At 39.9% G+C, this 21,418-nt stretch carries 20 protein-coding genes, 1 pseudogene and 1 riboswitch; of the genes and pseudogenes, 15 read left to right on the top strand and 6 right to left on the bottom strand.

Translation table 11 applies throughout. The features are described from left to right. Nucleotides 1-54: 54 nt before the first annotated feature. The 3 genes from PQ456_RS21015 to PQ456_RS21005 all read right to left on the bottom strand — a co-directional run bounded on the left by PQ456_RS21015 (nt 55) and on the right by PQ456_RS21005 (nt 3,172). On the bottom strand, nt 55-507 hold the full coding sequence (locus PQ456_RS21015) for a DUF4385 domain-containing protein (RefSeq protein ID WP_204826092.1): 453 nt from the start codon (nt 505-507) through the stop codon (nt 55-57). A gap of 177 nt (nt 508-684) precedes the next feature. Then, entirely contained in the window at nt 685-2,187 is a 1,503-nt protein-coding gene (nagE, locus tag PQ456_RS21010; RefSeq protein ID WP_273613957.1) for an N-acetylglucosamine-specific PTS transporter subunit IIBC, read from the bottom strand. Nucleotides 2,188-2,311: 124 nt separating this feature from the next. Then, the gene (locus PQ456_RS21005) at nt 2,312-3,172 is read right to left on the bottom strand and encodes a BglG family transcription antiterminator (protein ID WP_273613956.1); all 861 of its coding nucleotides are present in this window, start codon (nt 3,170-3,172) and stop codon (nt 2,312-2,314) included. A gap of 419 nt (nt 3,173-3,591) precedes the next feature. Then, nucleotides 3,592-3,691: riboswitch (purine riboswitch) on the top strand. Nucleotides 3,692-3,808: 117 nt separating this feature from the next. On the opposite strand from PQ456_RS21005, the gene PQ456_RS21000 reads away from it, so the two are divergent. The 3 genes from PQ456_RS21000 (at nt 3,809) to PQ456_RS20990 (ending at nt 6,842) form a co-directional block, all read left to right on the top strand. After that, a complete protein-coding gene (locus PQ456_RS21000; RefSeq protein WP_273613955.1) occupies nt 3,809-4,987 on the top strand; it encodes an MFS transporter in 1,179 nt (392 codons plus the stop codon). Nucleotides 4,988-5,200: 213 nt separating this feature from the next. Then, a complete protein-coding gene (locus tag PQ456_RS20995) occupies nt 5,201-5,806 on the top strand; it encodes a DUF1349 domain-containing protein (protein ID WP_273613954.1) in 606 nt (201 codons plus the stop codon). A 256-nt stretch (nt 5,807-6,062) separates the two neighbouring features. After that, on the top strand, nt 6,063-6,842 hold the full coding sequence (locus PQ456_RS20990) for a DUF2087 domain-containing protein (protein WP_273613953.1): 780 nt from the start codon (nt 6,063-6,065) through the stop codon (nt 6,840-6,842). Nucleotides 6,843-6,960: 118 nt separating this feature from the next. Here PQ456_RS20990 and PQ456_RS20985 read toward each other — a convergent pair whose 3' ends face one another. The 3 genes and pseudogenes from PQ456_RS20985 to PQ456_RS20975 all read right to left on the bottom strand — a co-directional run bounded on the left by PQ456_RS20985 (nt 6,961) and on the right by PQ456_RS20975 (nt 8,993). Beyond that, nucleotides 6,961-7,425 carry an AbrB/MazE/SpoVT family DNA-binding domain-containing protein gene (locus PQ456_RS20985; RefSeq protein ID WP_273613952.1) on the bottom strand — a complete coding sequence of 155 codons (465 nt, stop codon included), beginning with the start codon at nt 7,423-7,425 and terminating at the stop codon, nt 6,961-6,963. A 514-nt stretch (nt 7,426-7,939) separates the two neighbouring features. Then, nucleotides 7,940-8,625 (bottom strand): annotated as a pseudogene (locus PQ456_RS20980) (CidB/LrgB family autolysis modulator). Then, nucleotides 8,622-8,993 carry a CidA/LrgA family protein gene (locus tag PQ456_RS20975; protein ID WP_273613951.1) on the bottom strand — a complete coding sequence of 124 codons (372 nt, stop codon included), beginning with the start codon at nt 8,991-8,993 and terminating at the stop codon, nt 8,622-8,624. Before PQ456_RS20975 ends, PQ456_RS20980 begins: the two are co-directional and overlap by 4 nt. A 131-nt stretch (nt 8,994-9,124) precedes the next feature. On the opposite strand from PQ456_RS20975, the gene cidR reads away from it, so the two are divergent. From cidR to PQ456_RS20915, 12 genes are all read left to right on the top strand, one after another. Then, nucleotides 9,125-10,009: a cidABC operon transcriptional activator CidR gene (cidR, locus tag PQ456_RS20970; protein ID WP_273613950.1), complete on the top strand. Its 885-nt coding sequence runs from the start codon at nt 9,125-9,127 to the stop codon at nt 10,007-10,009. A gap of 363 nt (nt 10,010-10,372) precedes the next feature. Next, complete coding sequence (locus PQ456_RS20965; RefSeq protein WP_273613949.1) at nt 10,373-10,927, top strand: flavodoxin family protein; 555 nt, start codon at nt 10,373-10,375, stop codon at nt 10,925-10,927. After that, nucleotides 10,924-11,097 carry a lysine biosynthesis protein LysW gene (locus tag PQ456_RS20960; protein ID WP_273613948.1) on the top strand — a complete coding sequence of 58 codons (174 nt, stop codon included), beginning with the start codon at nt 10,924-10,926 and terminating at the stop codon, nt 11,095-11,097. The genes PQ456_RS20965 and PQ456_RS20960 overlap by 4 nt, the downstream gene beginning before the upstream one ends. Then, complete coding sequence (locus tag PQ456_RS20955; RefSeq protein ID WP_273613947.1) at nt 11,097-11,987, top strand: ATP-grasp domain-containing protein; 891 nt, start codon at nt 11,097-11,099, stop codon at nt 11,985-11,987. Before PQ456_RS20960 ends, PQ456_RS20955 begins: the two co-directional genes overlap by 1 nt. A gap of 76 nt (nt 11,988-12,063) precedes the next feature. Next, nucleotides 12,064-12,732 carry a degT/DnrJ/EryC1/StrS aminotransferase gene (locus PQ456_RS20950; RefSeq protein WP_273613946.1) on the top strand — a complete coding sequence of 223 codons (669 nt, stop codon included), beginning with the start codon at nt 12,064-12,066 and terminating at the stop codon, nt 12,730-12,732. Then, a complete protein-coding gene (locus PQ456_RS20945) occupies nt 12,722-14,041 on the top strand; it encodes a DegT/DnrJ/EryC1/StrS aminotransferase family protein (RefSeq protein ID WP_273613945.1) in 1,320 nt (439 codons plus the stop codon). The genes PQ456_RS20950 and PQ456_RS20945 overlap by 11 nt, the downstream gene beginning before the upstream one ends. Beyond that, complete coding sequence (gene argC / locus PQ456_RS20940; protein WP_273613944.1) at nt 14,038-15,075, top strand: N-acetyl-gamma-glutamyl-phosphate reductase; 1,038 nt, start codon at nt 14,038-14,040, stop codon at nt 15,073-15,075. Before PQ456_RS20945 ends, argC begins: the two co-directional genes overlap by 4 nt. Next, the gene (locus PQ456_RS20935; RefSeq protein WP_273613943.1) at nt 15,066-16,961 is read left to right on the top strand and encodes a M20/M25/M40 family metallo-hydrolase; all 1,896 of its coding nucleotides are present in this window, start codon (nt 15,066-15,068) and stop codon (nt 16,959-16,961) included. Before argC ends, PQ456_RS20935 begins: the two co-directional genes overlap by 10 nt. Further along, complete coding sequence (locus tag PQ456_RS20930) at nt 16,933-17,712, top strand: 1-deoxy-D-xylulose-5-phosphate synthase N-terminal domain-containing protein (protein ID WP_273613942.1); 780 nt, start codon at nt 16,933-16,935, stop codon at nt 17,710-17,712. Before PQ456_RS20935 ends, PQ456_RS20930 begins: the two co-directional genes overlap by 29 nt. Continuing rightward, nucleotides 17,709-18,647 carry a transketolase family protein gene (locus PQ456_RS20925; protein WP_273613941.1) on the top strand — a complete coding sequence of 313 codons (939 nt, stop codon included), beginning with the start codon at nt 17,709-17,711 and terminating at the stop codon, nt 18,645-18,647. Before PQ456_RS20930 ends, PQ456_RS20925 begins: the two co-directional genes overlap by 4 nt. Next, on the top strand, nt 18,629-19,864 hold the full coding sequence (locus PQ456_RS20920; protein WP_273613940.1) for an MFS transporter: 1,236 nt from the start codon (nt 18,629-18,631) through the stop codon (nt 19,862-19,864). The genes PQ456_RS20925 and PQ456_RS20920 overlap by 19 nt, the downstream gene beginning before the upstream one ends. Beyond that, a complete protein-coding gene (locus PQ456_RS20915) occupies nt 19,846-21,078 on the top strand; it encodes an ATP-grasp domain-containing protein (RefSeq protein WP_273613939.1) in 1,233 nt (410 codons plus the stop codon). Before PQ456_RS20920 ends, PQ456_RS20915 begins: the two co-directional genes overlap by 19 nt. Nucleotides 21,079-21,418: the final 340 nt, after the last annotated feature.

Here is a 21,418-nt window from a genome sequence, read left to right as displayed (position 1 = left end):
GCTTCCTTTAGTGTGAAATTATACTCCATCATATCATGAACGATTAGAAGAACATCAGCCGTATTTCTGCTGATGTTCTTTTTTCATACGAATATAATCGGGATCGACTTTGGCTTCATCCCATTTCACTTTGAAAATGCGAGCAGCTTCGGCTTTGATCGGATCATCGGTATAAGGTAGAATCTCACCGTTCTCATCATATTTGCGACCACCTTTGTGATTGGTGTAACGACGTGCGCGGGTATAACCCATTTGTAGAAATTTACGAGCCATATCCATCCCGATAAAATCGTCTTTTTCCTTATATTCGAGAAACATCGCATAGATTTTCTCGGACGATTCGGTAGCAATCTCAGGCGTTTTGAAGCGCCAGTGCGGTAAGATTTCACCTTTATAGGGTTCCACCATTAACACGCCTTGCTCGCCTTTACCGACTCGATATAATTCAGGCTGTTTGCGTAGATCTAGCTTCGTATAGTCTAACGTATAATCAAATTTCTCAGGCATACTAAGAACTCCTTTGATAGATAAGTAACTCTCTATTACCCGATTTTGGACAGAGACTTTCAATTATCCATAATAAAAAGCAGATACTCTTATAAAAGAGAATATCTGCTTTTTGTTATAGATCTTATTGTTATATGTTATAAAGTCTATGGGTACGATACGATCTTGTTCAAACTGTTATGAATGGTCACCCATAATATCTTTAATTTCATCTTTAAGTGCATCAGATTTGGTTCCGAAAATAACCTGTACAGCGCCTTGTCCGAGTCGCATGATGCCAGCCGCTCCAAGCTTGCGAAGTTCTGCATCATTGACCTGACGATCATCTTTAACCACCAGACGCAGACGAGTAATACAAGCGTCGATACTCTCGATATTTGGTGAACCTCCTAGTTGATGCAACACTTGAGCCGCTTGGCTATCATTTGCATTAATCTCAGGTTGTGCACTAATCGCCGCAGTGGGTGTCAACGAATCTGAAGGTGTTTTTTCCAGATTAGCAACAGGTTCATCATCTTCACGACCCGGTGTTTTGAGATTGAATTTCACGATCAGGAAGCGGAATAAAGTATAGTAGATGACTGCAAATACCAGCCCTACAGGAATCATAAGAAGTGGATTGGTCGCTAACTTCATATTCACTAGATAATCGATAAGACCTGCTGAGAATCCAAAACCTAATTTAATATTGAGTAGATACATAACCAGACCGGATAATCCTGTCAAAATTGCATGTACTAGATATAATCCAGGTGCTACAAACATAAATGCAAATTCTAATGGCTCGGTAATCCCTGTCAAAAATGAAGCGATCGCAGAACCGATAAAGATCGAAGCTACAGCTTTACGCTTTTCAGGACGAGCGGTATGAATAATCGCAAACGCCGCCGCTGGTAAAGCAAACATCATAATCGGGAAGAACCCGGACATAAACATTCCTGCTGATGGATCGCCTGCGAAAAAGCGTGTTAGATCGCCATGTACCACTTCACCAGAAGTATTGGTATAATCACCAATCTGGAACCAAGCGATAGAGTTCAATACATGATGCAGTCCGATCGGAACGAGCAAACGGTTCGCCATACCGAATATAAAAGCACCAATACCGCCAAGCCCTACAACCCATGTACCAAAAATCGCGATCCCGTCTTGAATAGGACTCCAGATCATCCCGAACAATGTAGCAAGAATGATAGTCGTAAATGCAGTAACCATCGGTACAAAACGTTTACCTGAGAAGAACCCTAACCATTCAGGCAATTTAATATTGTAAAAGCGTTGGTATAGATACGCTGACCATAGTCCGACCAGTATCCCGCCGAGTACGCCCATGTCTAATTTAACATCATCGCCAATATAACCGAATATCGTAGGTACAATACTTAATATTTTGACTAAGATCAGATACGAAATCACTGCCGATAACGCAGCTACTGCATCACGAGCAATTCCGATCGCTACCCCGATTGCAAAGATCAAAGCCAGATTACTAAAAATGGCTCCTGCTCCTGCTGTCAAAAATGGAGTGATATAGTGATTAATAAATCCTCCGACTGTTGATCCTAACGGAATATCAGTCTCATAATTCAACAATCCCAGACCTTGTAAAATAGCGGCTGCTGGAAGTGTAGCGACTGGAAGCATTAAAGAACGTCCAATCTTTTGCAAAAATCCTAACATTGGTAATCCCCCTTAAATAAATATGATAGATGTATCATGTATACCTACTGCACAACCAAAATAGAAAAGGATTCTATATCTTCGCTGTGCAAGTAGGCGACTTATTATGGTGTAAGCTGAAAGATTAAGGCTGATACGTACGAAAAAGCCGATAAAGATGCATCGTCAAAAAGCAAACCTCATCTTCTGGAATCGAGACATTTAGCTCTTTTTCCATTACCACTTTCATTTTATTCGCCAGTATATATTCTTCGGCATACTGTTCTCGTATCGGCTGAATAAGAAGATTTTCTACTAATGATCCTTGTACAATCCGTTCTAACGAAAAGCGTAGATGGATCATTAAGCGGACTTGATTCATACTTCCTTGTTGAAAAGTAATCTGTTTTTCCTGTTCGATCATCGCTTGTAATTTACCGAGTAAAGTAGACATTTTGACCAATTGTCCTACAGGCACATGACTGACAGCCGAATGGATATGATAAGTGAGAAAGCCTGCTTCGTCTTCAGGAATTTTAATATCAAAAGCACTACAGATCATCTGCAAAGCTTGCAAAGCCACTTCGTATTCTTGCGGAAAACAGACTTGAGTCTCATATAGAAAAGGATTGGTAATCTCCATATGATGACGCACTCGATACACAGTGAATTGGATATGACTTGGCAAAGCCAGATAGATTTTGTTATGCAATGTTTTGTTGAATCGCTGTTCGATCATTTGGATAATCTGATCAGAGACTTCCATCGCTTTATGGTCGATATCTTCAAAAAAACTAGGGTGATTCATCAATTGTTCTCGATCTTCCAAGCGGAAGCGTTTTTCAATACGATCATCATCAGTAGAAAGAGTGGTTTCATTTTTGGCGGCAAAACCAAGCCCTTTACCTAGCAATACATATTCGATATCTGTAGATTCATCAAAAGCCATCACAATATTGTTGCCGACAACTCGCTGTATCGATAGCAACATACTTTCTTTACTCAATGTGGTGAGCCTCCTTTACATCCCTATTCGCTTATCTATTCCATCGAGCAACAGCGAACACGCAAAAAAGAGCCAAGTCACGAATAATAAACGTGTAGAAAATTCTACAGCATCTGGTATTCGTTGCTTGGCTCATGCCCATTATATGGTAACACGCCGATAACGTTATAAGTTTTTGAATGCGATTTCATTATGTAGCATATAACGAGCACAATTGATCGTCAAGGTTATATTTTACGGAAAAACTCGAATATTTTCCAGAAGTACAGGATTATTCAATAAAATAAAGTTTATTCATCATATTTTGCATAAAAAGCTTGAAAAAAGCCTCAATTTTAAAGAATAGGGGTTGAAATTTCTTCCATAATCAATTACAGTAGTAGACGTTGTTATAGGTTTGTAAGCTTTACCCTAACTAAATAAAATTCATTGATGTATAATGTATAACCTCAATAATATGGTTTGAGGGTCTCTACCAGGAACCGAACAATCCTGATTACAAAATTAAGTGTGCTCGTCGCACCCATCTTTTGTAGTCAGGATTTTTTTGCGTCTTTACGAGCTCAAACTTCTATGGACACTGATGGAATAGACGCAAGTCACTTGCTGACATCAAGAACAAAGGAGAAGATAGATATGAATTTCAAAGTCTTAATATTGACGATTGCTACATTTACTGTTGGTCTGATTGAATTGATTATCGGTGGTGTATTGCCACAGATCGCTTCCGATCTAAATGTATCTGTAAGTACAGCAGGGCAATTGATTATGATCTATGCGCTTGTTTATGCGATCTCTGGACCAACATTACTAGCATTAACGGCTAAGGTAGAACGGAAAAAGTTATACCTCTGGTCAATGTTAGTATTTACACTGGGTAGTCTGGTTGCTTTTTGGAGCCCGACGTATGGTGTCTTGTTCTTATCTCGTATTATTACAGCGGCAAGTGGTTCGCTGATTGTAACACTGTCTTTAACGATTGCAGTAAAAATCGTTGCTCCCGAATACCGGGCACGTGTTATCGGTATTATCTCTATGGGTATTAGTTCTTCGATCGTATTGGGCTTGCCTTTCGGCGTACTGGCTGAAGAAGCATTTGGCTGGCGTGTATTGTTCTTAGCCATTGCTGTTTTAACATTAGTAGCAATGGTGGTTGTACATCTGTTTATGGATCATGTTCCTTTAGAACGTATGCAGACATTGAAGCAACAACTGGCTTCACTCAAAGATATTAAAATCATTAGTGCTCATCTCGTAACGATGCTTACATTAGCAGGACACTATACATTATATGCGTACCTTACACCTTTCCTTGAAACGATGATGGGCCTTAACTCGAACTGGATCAGTATCGTATACTTTGTATTCGGAATTGCAGCTGTAAGCGGTGGGATGATCGGTGGAGCATTATCAGATCGTCTAGGTAGTAAAAAAAGTATTTTGCTTGTAGTCAGCGTGTTCGCTGTGATTATGTTTACTTTACCAATGGCTAGTCAATACGTGTATATTTTCCCGATTGCCTTGTTTATCTGGGGCGCACTAAGCTGGGCTCTTGCTCCGGCTCAACAAAGTTACTTGATCCAATATGCACCGGAATCTTCTGATATCCAACAAAGCTTTAACTTCTCAGCATTACAAATTGGTATTGCTGTCGGTTCAGCGATGGGTGGCGTATTGATCAAAAATACAGGTAATATCGCTATCAATGCTTGGGTAGGTGGCGGAATTATCGTAGTTGCTTTCGGAATTGCATTATTCTATCTATTGTCCAAACCGGTAAGAGCTCGCAATGTAGCGAATACCATTACCCGTTAATATCTATATTAGGATATAGCATCTTCATTTGTTATTCGATTTATCTGCTATATATAAACACCGACACGATCTGCGTCTATGATCGTGTCGGTGTTTTTTGGTTATTATAAGCATGGGAATAAAGAGCTGTGTGTACAAAAATACAGTGACAGTAGCTATAGACAATGCTATCTTATGCTATGAAAAAACAATACATATCAAAAGGAGACTACGATGCCAAAGACCAATTTCGCCAACTTCAATTGGCTGAATGAAAGTAGTATACGTTTTGAAGAAGAAAAGGTGATTTTGCATGCACCTGCACAAAGTGATTTCTTTTGTAACCATGGCGGAGTATCGGAAGAAGGCATTACGCCTGAATCGCTTATCAATGCGCCTTTCTTTTTTACTGAAGTATCCGGTGATTTTGTGATGCGTGTTCAAGTAGAACATGATTTTCAAGATGTATATGACTCTGCTTCGATTATGGTGATGCAAGATGTAGATCTCTGGGCGAAATTATGTTTTGAATATACTGATTTTTATACGCATTCTATCGTCAGTGTAATCACCAATACATTCTCCGATGATGCCAACGGAAATAATGTAGAAGGCAATACTGCATGGCTTCAGATCGCACGTGTTGGACAATCTTTTGCTTTTCATTATTCATTAGATGGAGTGCGATTTGATATGGTGCGTTTCTTTTATTTACCTGTCGATCAGCAAGTGAAAGTGGGTTTATTGCCACAAGCGCCTACAGGTCAAGGTGGAGAAAGAATCTACTCCAATTTTTCGCTAGAACAACGAACAGTGAAAAATATTAGAATGGGCAAATAACAAATAGATTTCAGGGTGATCCTAAGTATACTTTTAACATGATTTTATCATCTATCCCGCAAAGCTACCTTCGTTGTATACAGGTAGCTTTTTTATTTTGTACATAGATCTGAATGATGATCTAGAATTATTGATGATATATAAATAAAAAAATATAGACAAAACTAAATAATGTTTGCTTTTATATAAACGTAATCATATAATATCTATGTAATACGTAGACGAAAATAAGATTTATCTAGAAGGAGACTAGACAATGGAAAAAAATCAAGAAATATCAGATCGGTTCTGGCGAGCTTCATTAACCGATTTGAAGCGAGGGTATGTGCTAGAAGAAGATAATCATTCATTAGGTCGGTTTATCTGTCTGATCGATGGGATGGTATGTGAGAAAGGAGTCATTTACCAGGAAGAAGGTGTCTTTTACGAAGCAGAACGTTATATGCAACACTATATTCAACAACACCATACGTCGATGTTTTCGTACTTGGTAGAGCTGGATAAAAAGTGGACAGGTATGACAGAAATTCAAAGTGGAATGGTGCAATCTTTTTATCAAGGGCGTTCAGATACTGAAATTGTAGCGGAAGTCGGAGGTAGTAAATCGACTATTCGTAATCATCGCTTTGCATTACGGGAGAAAACAAAACAAGCCAAAGTATTTTTAGCGATTATGGAGTTGTTAGAAGAACAGCAAAATGATCCAGCTCCATTGGTATCTGTACATCGTACCGCTACGATGGTGGATGAACGTTATGCAGTAACAGAGAAGGAAAGTCAGGACATTTTGAAGCAATATTTCAAAGAAGGATTAGAGGGACCATTATCAGAGTTTCCGCGTAAAGAAAAGCGCAAAATTGTGATTTTACGTCATCTCATGAACGGATTCAATCCGGGTACAAAGTATACAGAAAAAGAAGTAAATGCGGTTCTGAAGCGTTCGTATGCCGATTATGTTACATTACGTCGTTATATGATTGAGTATGGATTTATGGATCGGTTAGATGATGGAAGTCAGTACTGGGTGAAGCAATAAGTGCTCGTTATTTATCTATATCCTCAGTTCATTTTTGTAGTAGTTAGACTTGTGATAAGCGATCTAACACAATAAAAAACCCTCTCTGCATTCTAGATTACAGAGAGGGTTTTGGTATTTATTTTGCACGTAGTTCTTTTTGAATCTGGCAGATACGGCTTTGAGAAATACCTAGAATACGAGCCAATTCATTTTGCGTCGCTTCTGGATTAGCTTTCATCGTATCTTCCACTTTAGTCAGCATTTCCCCCCGTTTACTACGTGATTTGCGTAAAGAAGATTGTAAGTTGCGATTAGGTGTTGGCGCACTAGGCATATCTTCGAGTGCGATATGTTGAGATTCATCCCCCATTTGTTCTGTACAATCGCCACAAATAAATTGATCTTTGTAATAGATTAGATCGTCAAATGTTCCGCAAAAGATACATTGAATTCCTTTATGTTTCCGAAAAATAATTTCTTTTTCTGTAATAAAGAATTCCATAGGATCGCTTACACCAATTTCCATAGTGTCCCGTATTTCTTTCGGAATAACGATTCGTCCTAGACTGTCCAGCTGACGGACCATACCGGTTTTTTTCATGAGAAGTTCCTCCGCTTGGTCAAATTTATGAGAGAGAAATTAAAAGTAATTAGAAAAGTAAGTGTGCTTACTTTCTAATAACTGATTTGCATACAGTAATAGTAACATCGAATGTACAGATAAGGAACAAATTTAACATAAAAAATATAGTTCTGATATTTAGTTAACTACATAATTATGCATTAAAACAGTTTAAGATGCTTATTTTCTAACTTGAAAATAAAATTTTTCATAGCAAAATTCAACAAAATAGAGTATTTTTAATGTAAAAGCAAATACACAGTAAAATATAAAATTTGAAATTATTGTATAAAAATTCATTTAAATATATAATTGTTTATCTTCATATTAGGAATCATTTTGAGCGAATTTATCCTGCTTATCGATTGACAGGAAGGATATAAAAAAAATATGTAACCTTTACTTTGTTATCATACACCGATCTGTACATAGATTCAAACTTCTATCATTAATATAACACTATAAACATATAAAACACAAAAAAAGCTACCTTTTAAGGTAGCATCATCATCATTAATACAGGAGTAGCGGCGAGTGTGAATAGCGCTGCTAAAATCATTGAAATACTAGAAATCGTACCGGTTAAAGAACTAAGCTCAAATGCTTTGGAAGTTCCTGTACCATGTGCTGCTGTACCGAACAAAATTCCTCGTGCAATCTCGCCATCGATTCGTAACCATTTTACAATAAAAGGACCTACAATCGTACCGATCAATCCGGTCATAATCACAAACACTGCTGTTACGGTAGGAACACCGCCGATAGCTTGAGACACATTCATCGCAATCGGTGTTGTAATCGAGCGCGGAATAATACTGCTCATCAGACCATTATTCAGATGTAATAGCTTCGCTAATAATGCAGAAGAAGTCACTGCTACAATCGAATCGAACCGAACAGAACACTGGATACAATCTCAACCGCATGCTTTTTAAGGGTTTGAATATTTTTGTACAAAGGAATAGCAAAAGCGATTGTAGCAGGCTGTAGTAGCCGGGATAACCATTGTCCACCCTGATTATAAGCTGTATATGGTACATGAATAGTGAGCAAAAGAATCACCAGAACGAGCGGTGTAATCAGCAGTGGAGACAGATAGACACGCGGAAAACGGCGATATATTCGTTTGGTGACCATATAGATTAACAATGTTAGTAATAAAAATAATATAGTATTCATCCTGCGTGACGCTCCTTCCGCTTAGCCATCGTTCCAGCAAGTAACCCTGAACTGACCATCACTAATATCGTGCTGAGTATAACAATAACGACAATCCGTACCCCATCATGTTCTAACATCGGGATATAATTCATAATACCGACTGCTGAAGGAATAAAGAACAACAACAGTTCAGCAAGCAACCAGTTCGCTCCAAGCTCTACCCATTCGAGCTTAATGACTTTGGTCTGTAACAGTATAAAAACGATAGCAATCCCGATAATGCTACCCGGTACAGGAAGATGCAACCAGCGTACCAACACATTTAACAGTTCAGAAAATCCCATCAGCACAGCAACCTGAAGTATTCCTTTCATGATATTCTTCATCTATATAAAACCTTCTCTCTTAATTGACTACCAATGATTGTTTATATGAAAATTTTACATCTGTTTCTTTCATAGGTAAAATTCATATATGGCATGAAATGTATTCCATCTGTCTATAGGAGGAAAGTGACATGGATATTCGGCATTTACAATATTTTATGGAAGTCGCCAGACTAGGAAGCTTTACCAAAGCGGCAGAAGCGCTATTTATTACACAGCCCACGATCAGCAAAACGATTCGTTCATTAGAAGACGAACTAGGCGCCAAGCTGTTCAATCGGATCGGGCGTACAGTGGAATTAACCGATGCAGGCAAAGTAATCCAGCATCAGGCTCGGATTATTGTAAAGTCTTTTCAAAATCTATCTTCCGAGTTGGACGATCTGCGCAATCTCAAAACAGGGCATTTACGCATCGGATTGCCACCGATGATCGGATCACGATTTTTTCCGCAAATTATCGGAAAGTTCCATCAGTTGTATCCTGATGTAACAATCCAGCTTTTTGAAAATGGCGGAAAAAAAGTGGAGCAAGATGTAGCCAATGGCGCACTGGATATTGGAGTTACGGTATTGCCTGTAACCGAGAATGTGTTGAACCATTTTTCGTTTACCGAGGAAAAGCTGAATCTGTTAGTGCCCAATCATCACCGATTTGCACAGCAAGATTGCGCTGAACTTAGCGCGCTGGCAGAAGATTCATTTATTATTTTCAGTGAAGACTTTACACTACACGGACGTATTATAGATGCTTGTATACGAGCAGGCTTCCAGCCGAAAGTGATCTATGAAAGTTCGCAATGGGATCTGATTAGTGAAATGGTTGGAGCGGGCTTAGGAGTAGCCTTATTACCAGAAACGATCTGTCAGCAGATTAGTCGCGATCATGTGCACATCTTGCCACTGGTGAACCCCTCGATCCCCTGGCAACTAGGCATGATCTGGCATCAAGATCGCTATTTATCTTTTGCCGCACGCGAATGGCTTCGCTTTACAAGGGAGTTTTTAGGAAAATAATCCAAACGAATTTAAGATTAGATCGTCTTATAGAATATTCTATAGGTAAACAGTCTTCTATAGAGAAGGCTGTTTTTTGTTTTACAATTTCACTGATAAACCGACAAAAATAGCAATTATAGAAAAAATCTATCATTATTGATAGACGACCTTATATCGTTGTTATCCGAATTAAAGAAGTGAAATAACTTATATTAATAATGAAATAAAGTAAAAAAAAGTAAAAAGTATTAATAGTTGACAAACATATACCATAGTAAGATACTGTGAATAGTCGCAATTAGGAAATCCTATTTATCCTTTTTGAGTATCGATTAGAAGGATAAAATTACTGTGATGATGATCTGAACAAAGGAGGGAATTATGAAATTTCTGCATATTGATGGAAGCTCAAGAGAAGATGGGAATGCTTCTACACTGGCGAAATATTTGTTACAAGATCTACCGTTTGAAGAAATCGCTTTGCGTGATTATCAGATTCAATTGATCACGGATGAGCGTCATAGTGAGCAAGGATTTGTACCTTTAGGTGATGATTATGATCGTTTATTACCTACTTTTTTAGAAGCGGATTATGTTGTTTTTAGTTCACCCATTTATTGGTATGGTTTGTCTGCTCAACTCAAAGCTTTTATCGATCGCTGGTCAGAATCCATGAGAATTGTACCGGATTTTCAAGCGAAGATTAAGCACAAAAAAGTATTTCTGATTATTGTCGGTGGCGATGATCCTTATCGCAAAGGGTTGCCAACAGTACAACAATTTGAATATATTGCTGAATTTCTAGAACTTGATCTACAAGGTCATCTTATCGGGATTGGCAATAAGCCTGATGATATTTTGCAAGACCATATTGCACTGAATCAAGCCAAACAAATCAATCAACAACTACAACATATTAAGGAGAGTGTACAATGAGTGCAGCCAAATGCTTAACATGCAATGCCGAAGTTGAAGTGGATCAACAGACCGTAACTGGAGAAATTGTAGAATGCCAGGAATGCGGGCAAGAACATGAATTTCAATGGATCAATGAGCAACCTAATCTAGTGTTTGCTCCGGAAGTAGAAGAAGATTGGGGTGAATAATGTCAAATTCATATCCTCGTAAAAAATTGCTGTTTTGCGTAACCAAAATGCGTGAAGAAGAGCGTCGAATTTATGATTATTTGCTACAGGCTGGAATAGAAGTTGATGTATGTACAGACTCGATGCAATTAGAACTCGAAAATATTCGGCGCTACGATGTCGCTCTTATTCGTTGCTTGTCGCAGAGCAAAGCGTTAGAGCGGGCGCAATATATTGAGTTAGCCGGAGTCAAAACATTGAACTCGTATGAAGCGATCAAAATTTGTACCAATAAAGCTTTTCAAGCCATCATTTTTAAGCAAAACCAAATCGCGCAACCGGACTTTGCGATTGCGTTTACGTTTGAAAAGCTGTACGAATATCTGGAACGATTTGATGGACGCTTTGTGATTAAGCCTGTCAGTTCATCATGGGGAAGAGGCGTAACTTTAATCAATAGTAAATTTGCGTTGGATGCATGGATCTCGGCTAGAGAATCGCTTGACCCTCAAGGTAAAGCTTTACCGGTACTGGTACAGGAATATGTAGATAAAGGGAACTATGATATTCGTGTCGTTATTGTAGATCGTCAACCGATTGTTGCTTTCAAGCGTGTCTCCAACGATAATTGGTTGACCAATACGCATCTGGGAGCCGAGATTGATGTCATTAAGGTGAGTCAACCGATACAAGAAATCAGCAAACAACTTATTGATGCTATCGGAGAAGGTATCTATGGACTGGATTTATTTTACGATCATACCCGTAATATCTATATGGTCTGTGAAGTGAATCAGAATCCAGAGTTCGCCAAATCGTGGTTGATTCATAAAGTGGATGTTGCCAAAGCTATCGCTGAGTCTTGCCTGAATGTCCAGCCAGAATGGATACACGTCAAATCATCAGTATAACCATAAAGATACGATAACGATCATATCTATATCTATTGATAATCGTGATCGATGCTGTGTAAAAGGAGAATGATTGATGTCTTTAGCCAAAATATCTGAACAAGCACCGCAAAAAGTGTCTCAAAAAGATTATTTTTCAATCTCGTTTGTATTAGCTCGTGTACTTAACACCGGAATTATTATGAGTATCGAAAAAAATGAAAAAGAACTGAAAGGCTTAGAAAGTACATTATCCAAGCTGTCGGGCAAAAAGTATGTCACATTATACAACAGTTTCACAGCCGCTATTCATGGAGCGCTCTGGGGACAGGATATTGTGCATGGTAGCCAGGCTACACTTGCTCATTCAGCGGCTCCGCAGGAAAGAAAATTTGCGCAATGGTTAGGAATTGAATTGATTGAGGGATTAGATCAGGCGTACACCGTTATTGATATCGATTGGCAAAATCTAAAAGATATCGATACATTGCTGAAGCAGCATAGTCAGGACAAAGCGATCGTAGTGAATTTTACTGGACTATCGTTTGGCCCTGTGGCTACTCTACTCACCAATGAAGAACCGCTGTATAAAAAGTCAGAACGATTAAAAATATTTGGAGCCTTTGACTTAAGAACAATGTGGACACAGACCGAGCAAGAATTTGAAATTCAGCCTGGGGTGCAATTTAATTATCGCCTCAGTCCGCTGGTAGGCGCTTGTGTGAAACTGTCACTGTTACGGAGGGATAAACAAGATGAAGACTGATTTTAATCATTATTTACTGGATATTCCTGAAGAAACATGGGCTTATGAAGAATTAGCGATTGATGGCGGTCGAGCGGTGTTGCCACGTGAAGGTCGCAAAACAACTTTTCCGAATATCACCAAAGAAGATGTGCTACAAATGTTAATCTCGATTCAAAAGCAACCGGAAGAAGTGATTCAAGAATTTACCGATCAATACCGTCAGTATGTAGGCGCTAATTATGCGATCTCGACAGCGAGCGGTACATCCAGTCTACATCTGGCACTGATCGGCGCAGGGATAGAGCCAGGAGATGAAGTGATTCTACCTGCTTTTACGTTTATCGCAACTGCTCAAGCTGTCGTTGCCGCCAAAGGTATTCCTATCTTCGCTGATGTTGATCCACAGACGTATTGCCTTGATGTGACCCAGATTGAGAAATTGATTACACCACGTACCAAAGTGATTATGCCTGTGCATGTTCATGGTCTGCCTGCCAATATTGAAGCGATCCAGCAGATCTGCAATCAGTATCAGTTGAAGCTGGTGGAAGATGCCTCTCATGCTCATTCCGCTTCGATCAATGGTCAGTTATGCGGTTCTTTGGGCGATACCGCAGGGCAAAGTCTGATGGCAGACAAAAACTTCCCTGTAGGTGGCGAAGGCGGGATCGCCTTTTTCAAAAAAGAAGAAGATTATCAGCGTGCTTTGAATTTTCTGCAAGATTCAGGGATCGATTATGATATCTCATGGATCGCAGCGGCGTTCGGGATCAGTCAATTGGAACGACTTCCTTATTACGATGCGATTCGTCAGCGCAATGCTCAACATTTGATCCGTACATTGAATCAGACCACTTTATTTCAAGGGCCTTATATTCCAGAAGGGTATAAGCACAGCTTCAATATGTTCCGTCTTCAGATCAATGTGAATCTGCCTGCTTTTGCCGGAATTCCTCCTTATCAGGTGAAAGAAGCGATTCAGACGATTTTGATGGAAGAAGGCGTGTTTGCAAGAGAATGGCAAAATGTGCCGATCCCTCGTCATCTTCCTTTTATCAATCAAAAAGGATTCGGTAATCAATATCCGTTTAGTCTATATCAAGAAGATGAATTACCTTATGGATTAGAACACTTTCCCAATACACTGGAAATGCTGAATACTACACTTGCGATTTGCCGGGAATTGCGCTCTCCTGTCGAATATGAAAAGTTGTTATCCTATGAGCTGGCATTCAAAAAGTTGGATCAAAATATCGAAAAAATCGCTACGTTTGCGCGTACTCTGAATGTTCAGCCACCTTATGAAAGAGATGCCCGCTTAGGATGAAGACGTACAAAGTAGGCATACTGGGTGGAAATGGATTTGTCGGTGGAGAATTATACCGCTTATTGAGCGCTCATCCGTATTTTGAAGTGGTTTTTATTTCTTCCGAATCCAAAGCAGGCATACCGGTCGAAAAAACACATAAAGCTTTTCTGTATCGCAAAGTGAACCCGAAATTAACCTATCAAAAAATGGCTGATCTCACCGACGAATGCGATTTTATTTTCTCGGCGTTGCCAACCGGTATCTTGCCCCGTCACCTATCCGATGTACTGGATCATACGAAGCAGATTTTCAATATCAGTGGTGATTATCGTTTTACGGATAACAACGTGTTGGAACGCTACTATCCTGCATCTTTGGCAACATCTGTACAAGCGGAAAGTCATTATTATATTCCCGAAATATCGACAGTTGATCCCAATGCCAAAGTGATCAATCTCCCCGGATGTATGGCGGTCGCTTCGATCTACGCGATCTATCCATTGGTGCTTCATTCGTTAATCGAAGGGCATGTCTTTATTGATGCCAAAACAGGCTCTAGTGGAGCAGGTAAAAGCAGTAAAGAAACGCATGCTGATCGAGTTAATAATTTTAGATTGCACAAAGGATTCGAGCATCGTCATCTTCCTGAGATTGATCATATTGCCAAAACATACAGCGAACATCCTGTCGATATTTCATTTGCTGCGTTCAGTCTGGATGTGGCACGTGGCATATTTGTCAGCGCTTATTCAGTACTCAAACCGTCTGTCGATGAATCGGATGTGAAAAAAGCTTTTTTTCAAGCGTATAAATCCAAGCCATTTATCCGTTACTCCGGTCAAGCTTCACCGGGGCCGATGATCAAAACGGTGCATGGAACCAATTATGCAGAAACAGGCTTTGTTGTACGAGATGGCAAATGTCTGAGTCTTGTGTCTATCGATAACTTAATCAAAGGGGCTGCTGGACAAGCGATTCAAGCAGCCAATATCTACTACGGAATTCCAGAGTCAACGGGTTTGACGACCGAAAGTGAGGGGATATGGCCGTGATTAACAATCTGCATGTGATCAAGTTAGGCAGTAGCACTATTGGTAAAAGTGAAACGATTTTTGCAGAAATTGCGGCTCTTTCTAAACAAGGAGCCAAAATTCTACTCATTAGCGGTGGAGCTGATGCCATCGAACGCAAATTTGCTGATCTGCAAAAAGAAGTCCAATTTCTTACGCTAGATAATGGTGATCAAGTCCGCTATTGTCCGCCAGAAGCGATGAATACGATTAGACAAGCGTATGCAGAGTATATTTTTGAACCTGTCCAACAACAGCTACAAGCATATGGATTATCGGTGCTGACTCAATGTGCAGGTGATCATGGATGGGTACAAGGCAAGCAAGGTAAACCTTTGAAAGTACGTAAAGGTGACAAAAAAGTGATTGTACGGGATTCCTTATATGGGAGTTATGGATCAGCCAATCAACAGCTTTTGACTCAACTGCTACATACGTATAATGTGGTCTGCTTGTCTCCTCCTATTTATGATCCAGAGATCGGGCAGTATATCAATATTGATGCAGATATGTTGGCGGCACATTTAGCGATTGCGCTAGAAGCAAGTCATTTGCGCTTTGTAACCAGCACCGCAGGCATATTAAGCGATATTGCCAATCCGTCTTCGACGATTCGTGATATTTATCCGCAAGCCGAACAGATTGTGGTCACAGGCAGAATGAAGCAGAAGTTAAGAGCCGCAGAACTCGCTCTGGATCAAGGGATCGCTGATATTGCTATCACAGGTCCTCATACATTGTATGGAGCAGGTAAAACATGGTTCTGGAGGGGACAACATATTCCTCCAGATGTTGAACTGCTTCATCAAGCCATCAGTATCCCTTCGGTGTCCAAAGACGAAGCAGTACTTGCTCAATTTTTGCAAGAAAGAGTGAGTTCGGCTGAGATTAATGCAGAGATTGATCCAGCAGGCAATATTGTATTGACCAAAGGTAGTGGTGAACATACGTTACTGCTACTCGGTCATATCGATACGGTTCCTTATGTCTGGCAAAGCGCTGTTCATGAGCAACGTGTCTCTGGACGGGGAAGTGTAGATGCCAAAGGAAGCCTGATCAACTTTGTAGAGGTATTGCGCACGATAGATGTTCCCGATCATGCCCGTTTAGTCGTGATCGGAGCAGTGGAAGAAGAAGTTTCTTCTTCCGCAGGTGCATTTTATGTGCGAGATCATGTACAAGCTGATGCAGTAATTATCGGTGAACCCAGCGGAACACATAATCTAACCCTCGGTTATTATGGGCTACTCAAATTACAATTACATGTTGTGCAAAAGCAACAGCATTCCGCAGGTAAAGACAGTATTAGTTCGATCGACAAAGTGTATCAACTGGCGACTCATTTACGAGAAATCATTGCTCAATATGATCCTGATCATTTATCAGCCATCGTAGATATTGAAGCAGAGAATAGTGGAGGTCATTACAGTGCTTCAGCGACATTGAATTTTAGAATATCGCCTCAAGCTCGTGCCGGATATATAGAAGACATTCATTCATTAGAATGGGCGGATAGCACTGTAGAGATCTTGCGGAATACACCGGGATATCAGAATTCACGCAAAGATCTATTGGTCAAATCTTTTGTTCGTGGATCAAGTACAGTACTGGATGAGAAACTTACCTTTTTGATGAAAAAAGGAACCAGTGATATGAATACACTGGCAACTACATGGACAGATATTCCAATGGTTGCTTTTGGACCGGGAGATGCCAGTCTGGATCATACCGATCAAGAATTTCTGGATATCGAAGAAGTACAGTTAAGTCGCAAAGTATTACGTCAGAGCATTGAGACATGGTTTTCCTTGATCTCTTCGAAAAGTAAGGAGAATGTATATGCCCTTAACACAGAGCAAGTTACATGAACATACGATTCAAGCCCGCAAGCTGATTATAGATATTGCGGCAACCGAAGTAGGATGTCATATCGGAGGCAGTCTGTCTGTGATCGATCTGTTGTTAACCAGCTATTTTTTATATGGAAAAGATGACCGTAACCAGATTATTTTGAGTAAAGGGCATGCGGCGGCAGCGCTGTATAGCACGTTATATGTGTTAGATCTGATCGAAGATAATCCTGCGGATAGCTATGGAGCTAAAGATTCGCTATTTACAGGGCATCCTAATTATCTGCTTCCCCATATCGCTTTTGCGACAGGGAGTCTGGGGCATGGGGCAGCGTATGGAGCAGGATGGGCGCTATCTCAACAGCTCAAGCAAGAATCGGGACTCAGTATTGTAATTAGTGGGGATGGTGAACTTCAAGAAGGTAGTTGCTGGGAAGCGATGCAAGTGATTGCTTCCAAACAGATTACTAACTTTATCTATATTATCGATGTGAATGGTGGACAAAATGATGGTCTAGTGCAAGACATTTCACCGTTAATTCATCTGGAAGATCGCTTCAGTGCTTTTGGATTTGATGTACAGGAGATTGATGGTCATGATATCGAACAGATTACACAAGCTTTGGAATCCAAAGGAGATCGACCGCTTGTTATTCTGGCGAATACGATTAAAGGTAAAGGAATCCAAGCGATGGAAGGCAATCCAAGCGCACATTATGCCAAAATTAGTAAAGCACAAGCTTACAAATGGAAGGAGGCGTTAAGATGAGTCTTTCAGGAAGAGATGCGTACAAAGATGAACTGACATTGCTTGCCGAACAGGATCAGACCATTGTCGCTATTGAAGCCGATCTAGGCGGCAAAAAGCATCAATTTGCACAACAGTTTCCTGACCGCTTTTTCAATCTAGGGATTGCTGAAATGACATCGGTCGATCTCTGTGCGGGTCTGGCAGAAGGTGGATTTAAGCCATTCTTTTCAACGTTTGCTCCGTTTGTCGCTTTGCGCTGTGCCGAAAATATCAAGCTAGCAATGGGTTATATGCACAAGAATATCAATATTGTGAGCTGTTATGGTGGTGTATCAGGCGGCTGGTTCGGTACAACCCATCATTCATTAGAAGATATTGCTGTGATTCAGACTTTTCAAAATATCAAAATCGCTTGTCCGCATGGAGAAGAAGAAACAAGACGTGTCATTCGGGAAGCGGCAGCATCAGAGCAACCGTATTATATTCGTCTTTCTCGTAACGAGTCATTTGACAGTCTACCTTCGATTGCGCAAGGAGATCAATATACTGTAGACGGTGCATGGATCGAAGATGCGCCTATTGCCCTCATTTCTATCGGTGAACAAGCGACTGAAATGGCGATCCAATTGAAAAAAGAGCAACCCCATCTCAACCATCTACATCTGTGTTATGTAGATAAACAGTCATTGATCTCAAATTTGAAAAAAATAGAAAATAGCGCAGCACAAATTATTGTTATTGAAGAACATCGTCAGTCAGGCAGTGTCGGTTCTTATCTTAGTCTGTTGTTACCCCATAAGCAGGTGTATTCATTTACCCCGAATGAGCAGTGGCCGAAATATGGGGGCAGTCATGAAGATGTGCTGGAATATCTGGGATTTACGAAGGAAAAGCTTACGCAATTTATCTATGAGGTCAAGGAAGGCAGCCCACTATGTTCTTATCCATATTAAAAAATGCACAATTTCGTAAATTTCTAATCTCAGATGTGATTTCGGGTTTTGGCGTTGGGATGGCTACGATTGGAGCCAACTGGTATGTATTAGCACAGACAGGCTCGAATCAATATGTCGGCTTTTTGCTTACTTTTAATGTGCTTGCCGGATTTCTGGTGTCACCACTGGCTGGAATTATTACCGACCGTTTTGATCGTAAAAAAGTGATTTTGTGGACGTATCTATTGCGTGCTTTTTTATTGATTTTGTTAGCTGTTTTGTTTTTTGTACAAGGATTTAGTATGCCATTAATGTATTTATTTGCGGTGATCAATGGTGTTGGATGGACGATCTATATGGCGGCTTCTCGTAGCTTGATTCAAGAGATTTTGCCGGAAGATGTACTGATTAATGGAAACTCTTTTATCGAGATTAGCTTACAGGTCGGGATGTTTTCCGCAGGAGCAGTATCAGGGATCATTTACAAATATTATGGATTTGAAGTGATTTTGTTTATCAATATTGTGGTATTCCTGATTAGCAGTATAGTGTTATCCGGTATTAAATATACATCTATTGTGAATCCTTCACACAAAGAAGGCTTTCTCAAAAGTTTTCGCGCAGGGCTTGGCTTTTTGCGTCAGCGCAAAACGATCTTTTTTCTAGGTATTATCTCGATTGTGCCGTTAGCAGTAACGATGCTTTATAACGTGGTATTGCCTGCTTACGTGAATGTAACGCTACAAAGTGACAGTATTACTTTTGGATTATCAGATATGTTTTATGGAATCGGCGGACTGGTATCTGGATTTCTTGTATCGCTGATGATTCCCAAAATATCGAACAAACAGATGGTATTGTTGTTCTTCTTCATCGCTACGATCGACTTATTTTCGTTATATCTGAATACGACGATTGTTTTACTGTATTTAGGAAGCCTTTTCTTAGGATTATGTAATTCTTCGCTTCGAATTGTGATGAATACCATCTTAATGGAAAATGTACAAAAAGCCTTTATGGGACGGGCGATGGCAGTCTGGACAGGGATATCACTATTGATTCAAGCAGGCGGTTCATCTGGTATGGGATTCGTGATCGACCGTTTTGGAGCAGGATACGGATTCTTATGTATGAGTGTACTAATGGTTGCAGGGCTGATCGGGTTTATATTTATTTCCACGCAAGTTCATATGTTAGCAAATGAGGAGAATCCATCATGGCAAACCAACGAATAATATTTGTAGAACCTAGCTTCTACGGAGTCAGTTTTGTAAAAGAAGCCAAAGCATTAGGATGTGAAGTGGTTGTGATCGCTTCATCCGCAGATAATCCACAATTATACGGTTATGAAGGACTATACGACGATCTGCTTGTGGCAGATATTCGAGATGCAGAATCGATTTATCAAGCGATCATCAATAGTCCATATCACGGTCAATTCGATGCTCTGATTCCAGCTACAGATTATGCGTCTGCGGTGACGGCTGAAGCAGGTGAGCGTCTGGGCATACACGGAACATCTTTTGTAGCCGCATCGAATGCACGGAATAAAGATCTAGCCAGACAAGCTTTTCTCAGAGATAACGTACCTAGTGCTAAGTTCGCTGTCGTGCGAGATAGTGAAGAAGCGGTTATCGCCGCAGCACGGATCGGTTATCCGGTAGTGCTCAAGCCGACCAATGCGGCAAGCAGTCAGAGTGTATATTTTGTTGAAAATGAGAGCGTCTTACGCGAAGCTTTCCGCGAGATTATCGATTTCAAAACAACGTATATGGACTTCAAAGTCAGAGAAGAGTACCTAATCGAAGAGTATCTGACCGGCCCTGAATTTAGCGTAGAAATCTTTCTCAGTCAGGGTGAAATTGCTTTTGCGGAAATCACAGAAAAGCATACATCGGATTTGCCTTATTTTGTGGAGACGTTGCATGTATTCCCGTCGTCGATTTATCAAGAACAACGTGACCAGATTATTGATGTAGCGAAGCAAGCGGTATTGTCGATCGGTATCCAAAACGGCCCTACTCATGTCGAACTCAAATACACTCAGGATGGCCCTAAGATTATTGAAGTGAACGGTAGACCCGGTGGAGACAATATCACGTCTGATCTGATCGTCAATGCGTATGGGATCAATATATTTAAAGAAACGATTTTGAAATATCTTGCCCAGCCATTAGATATTGATAAGAAAAAGTATCAAGCCTCCGCTATAGGTTACCTCGTCGCAGATCGCAAAGGAACAGTGCGTACCATCACTGGACTAGAGCATTTACATCACGAAGACGTCAAGCGTTATCAGATTGATGTGCAAGCAGGAAGCGATGTCGATATCGCCCGCAGTTCAGACGACCGTCTCGGCTACATTATCGTCGAAGCCGCTACCCCCATAGCCGCCAAGCACAAAGTAGAAGAACTGCTCGGTCAGATTCAGATTAGCTATGCTGAATAAATATGAAAGGATATACCTGTATCAGGGTGTATCCTTTTTTGTTTGAATTTATTCTCTAACGAGTGATATATGAACTAAATGATCTTATCTATTTTAAATTAGGATACTCCTACATTATTAAAATAAATAAATCCATATATAGATTTTTAATATAATTTTTATAAATATTAGACAATAAATTGAATATTATTAATTGGATGTTATAAGAATTTATATAGGTAAATTTACGCTAATAATTATCCACATATATGTAAAAAAGTAAATAACAAAAGTATTAAAATTATATATCAAAATTGTAATATAGATTTCTAAAATCTATATATGGATATTAAAGTATCGG

This window comes from Paenibacillus kyungheensis (assembly GCF_028606985.1).
Lineage (GTDB): Bacteria > Bacillota > Bacilli > Paenibacillales > Paenibacillaceae > Saccharibacillus > Saccharibacillus kyungheensis.
This window is presented reverse-complemented; position numbering and strand designations above follow the sequence as displayed.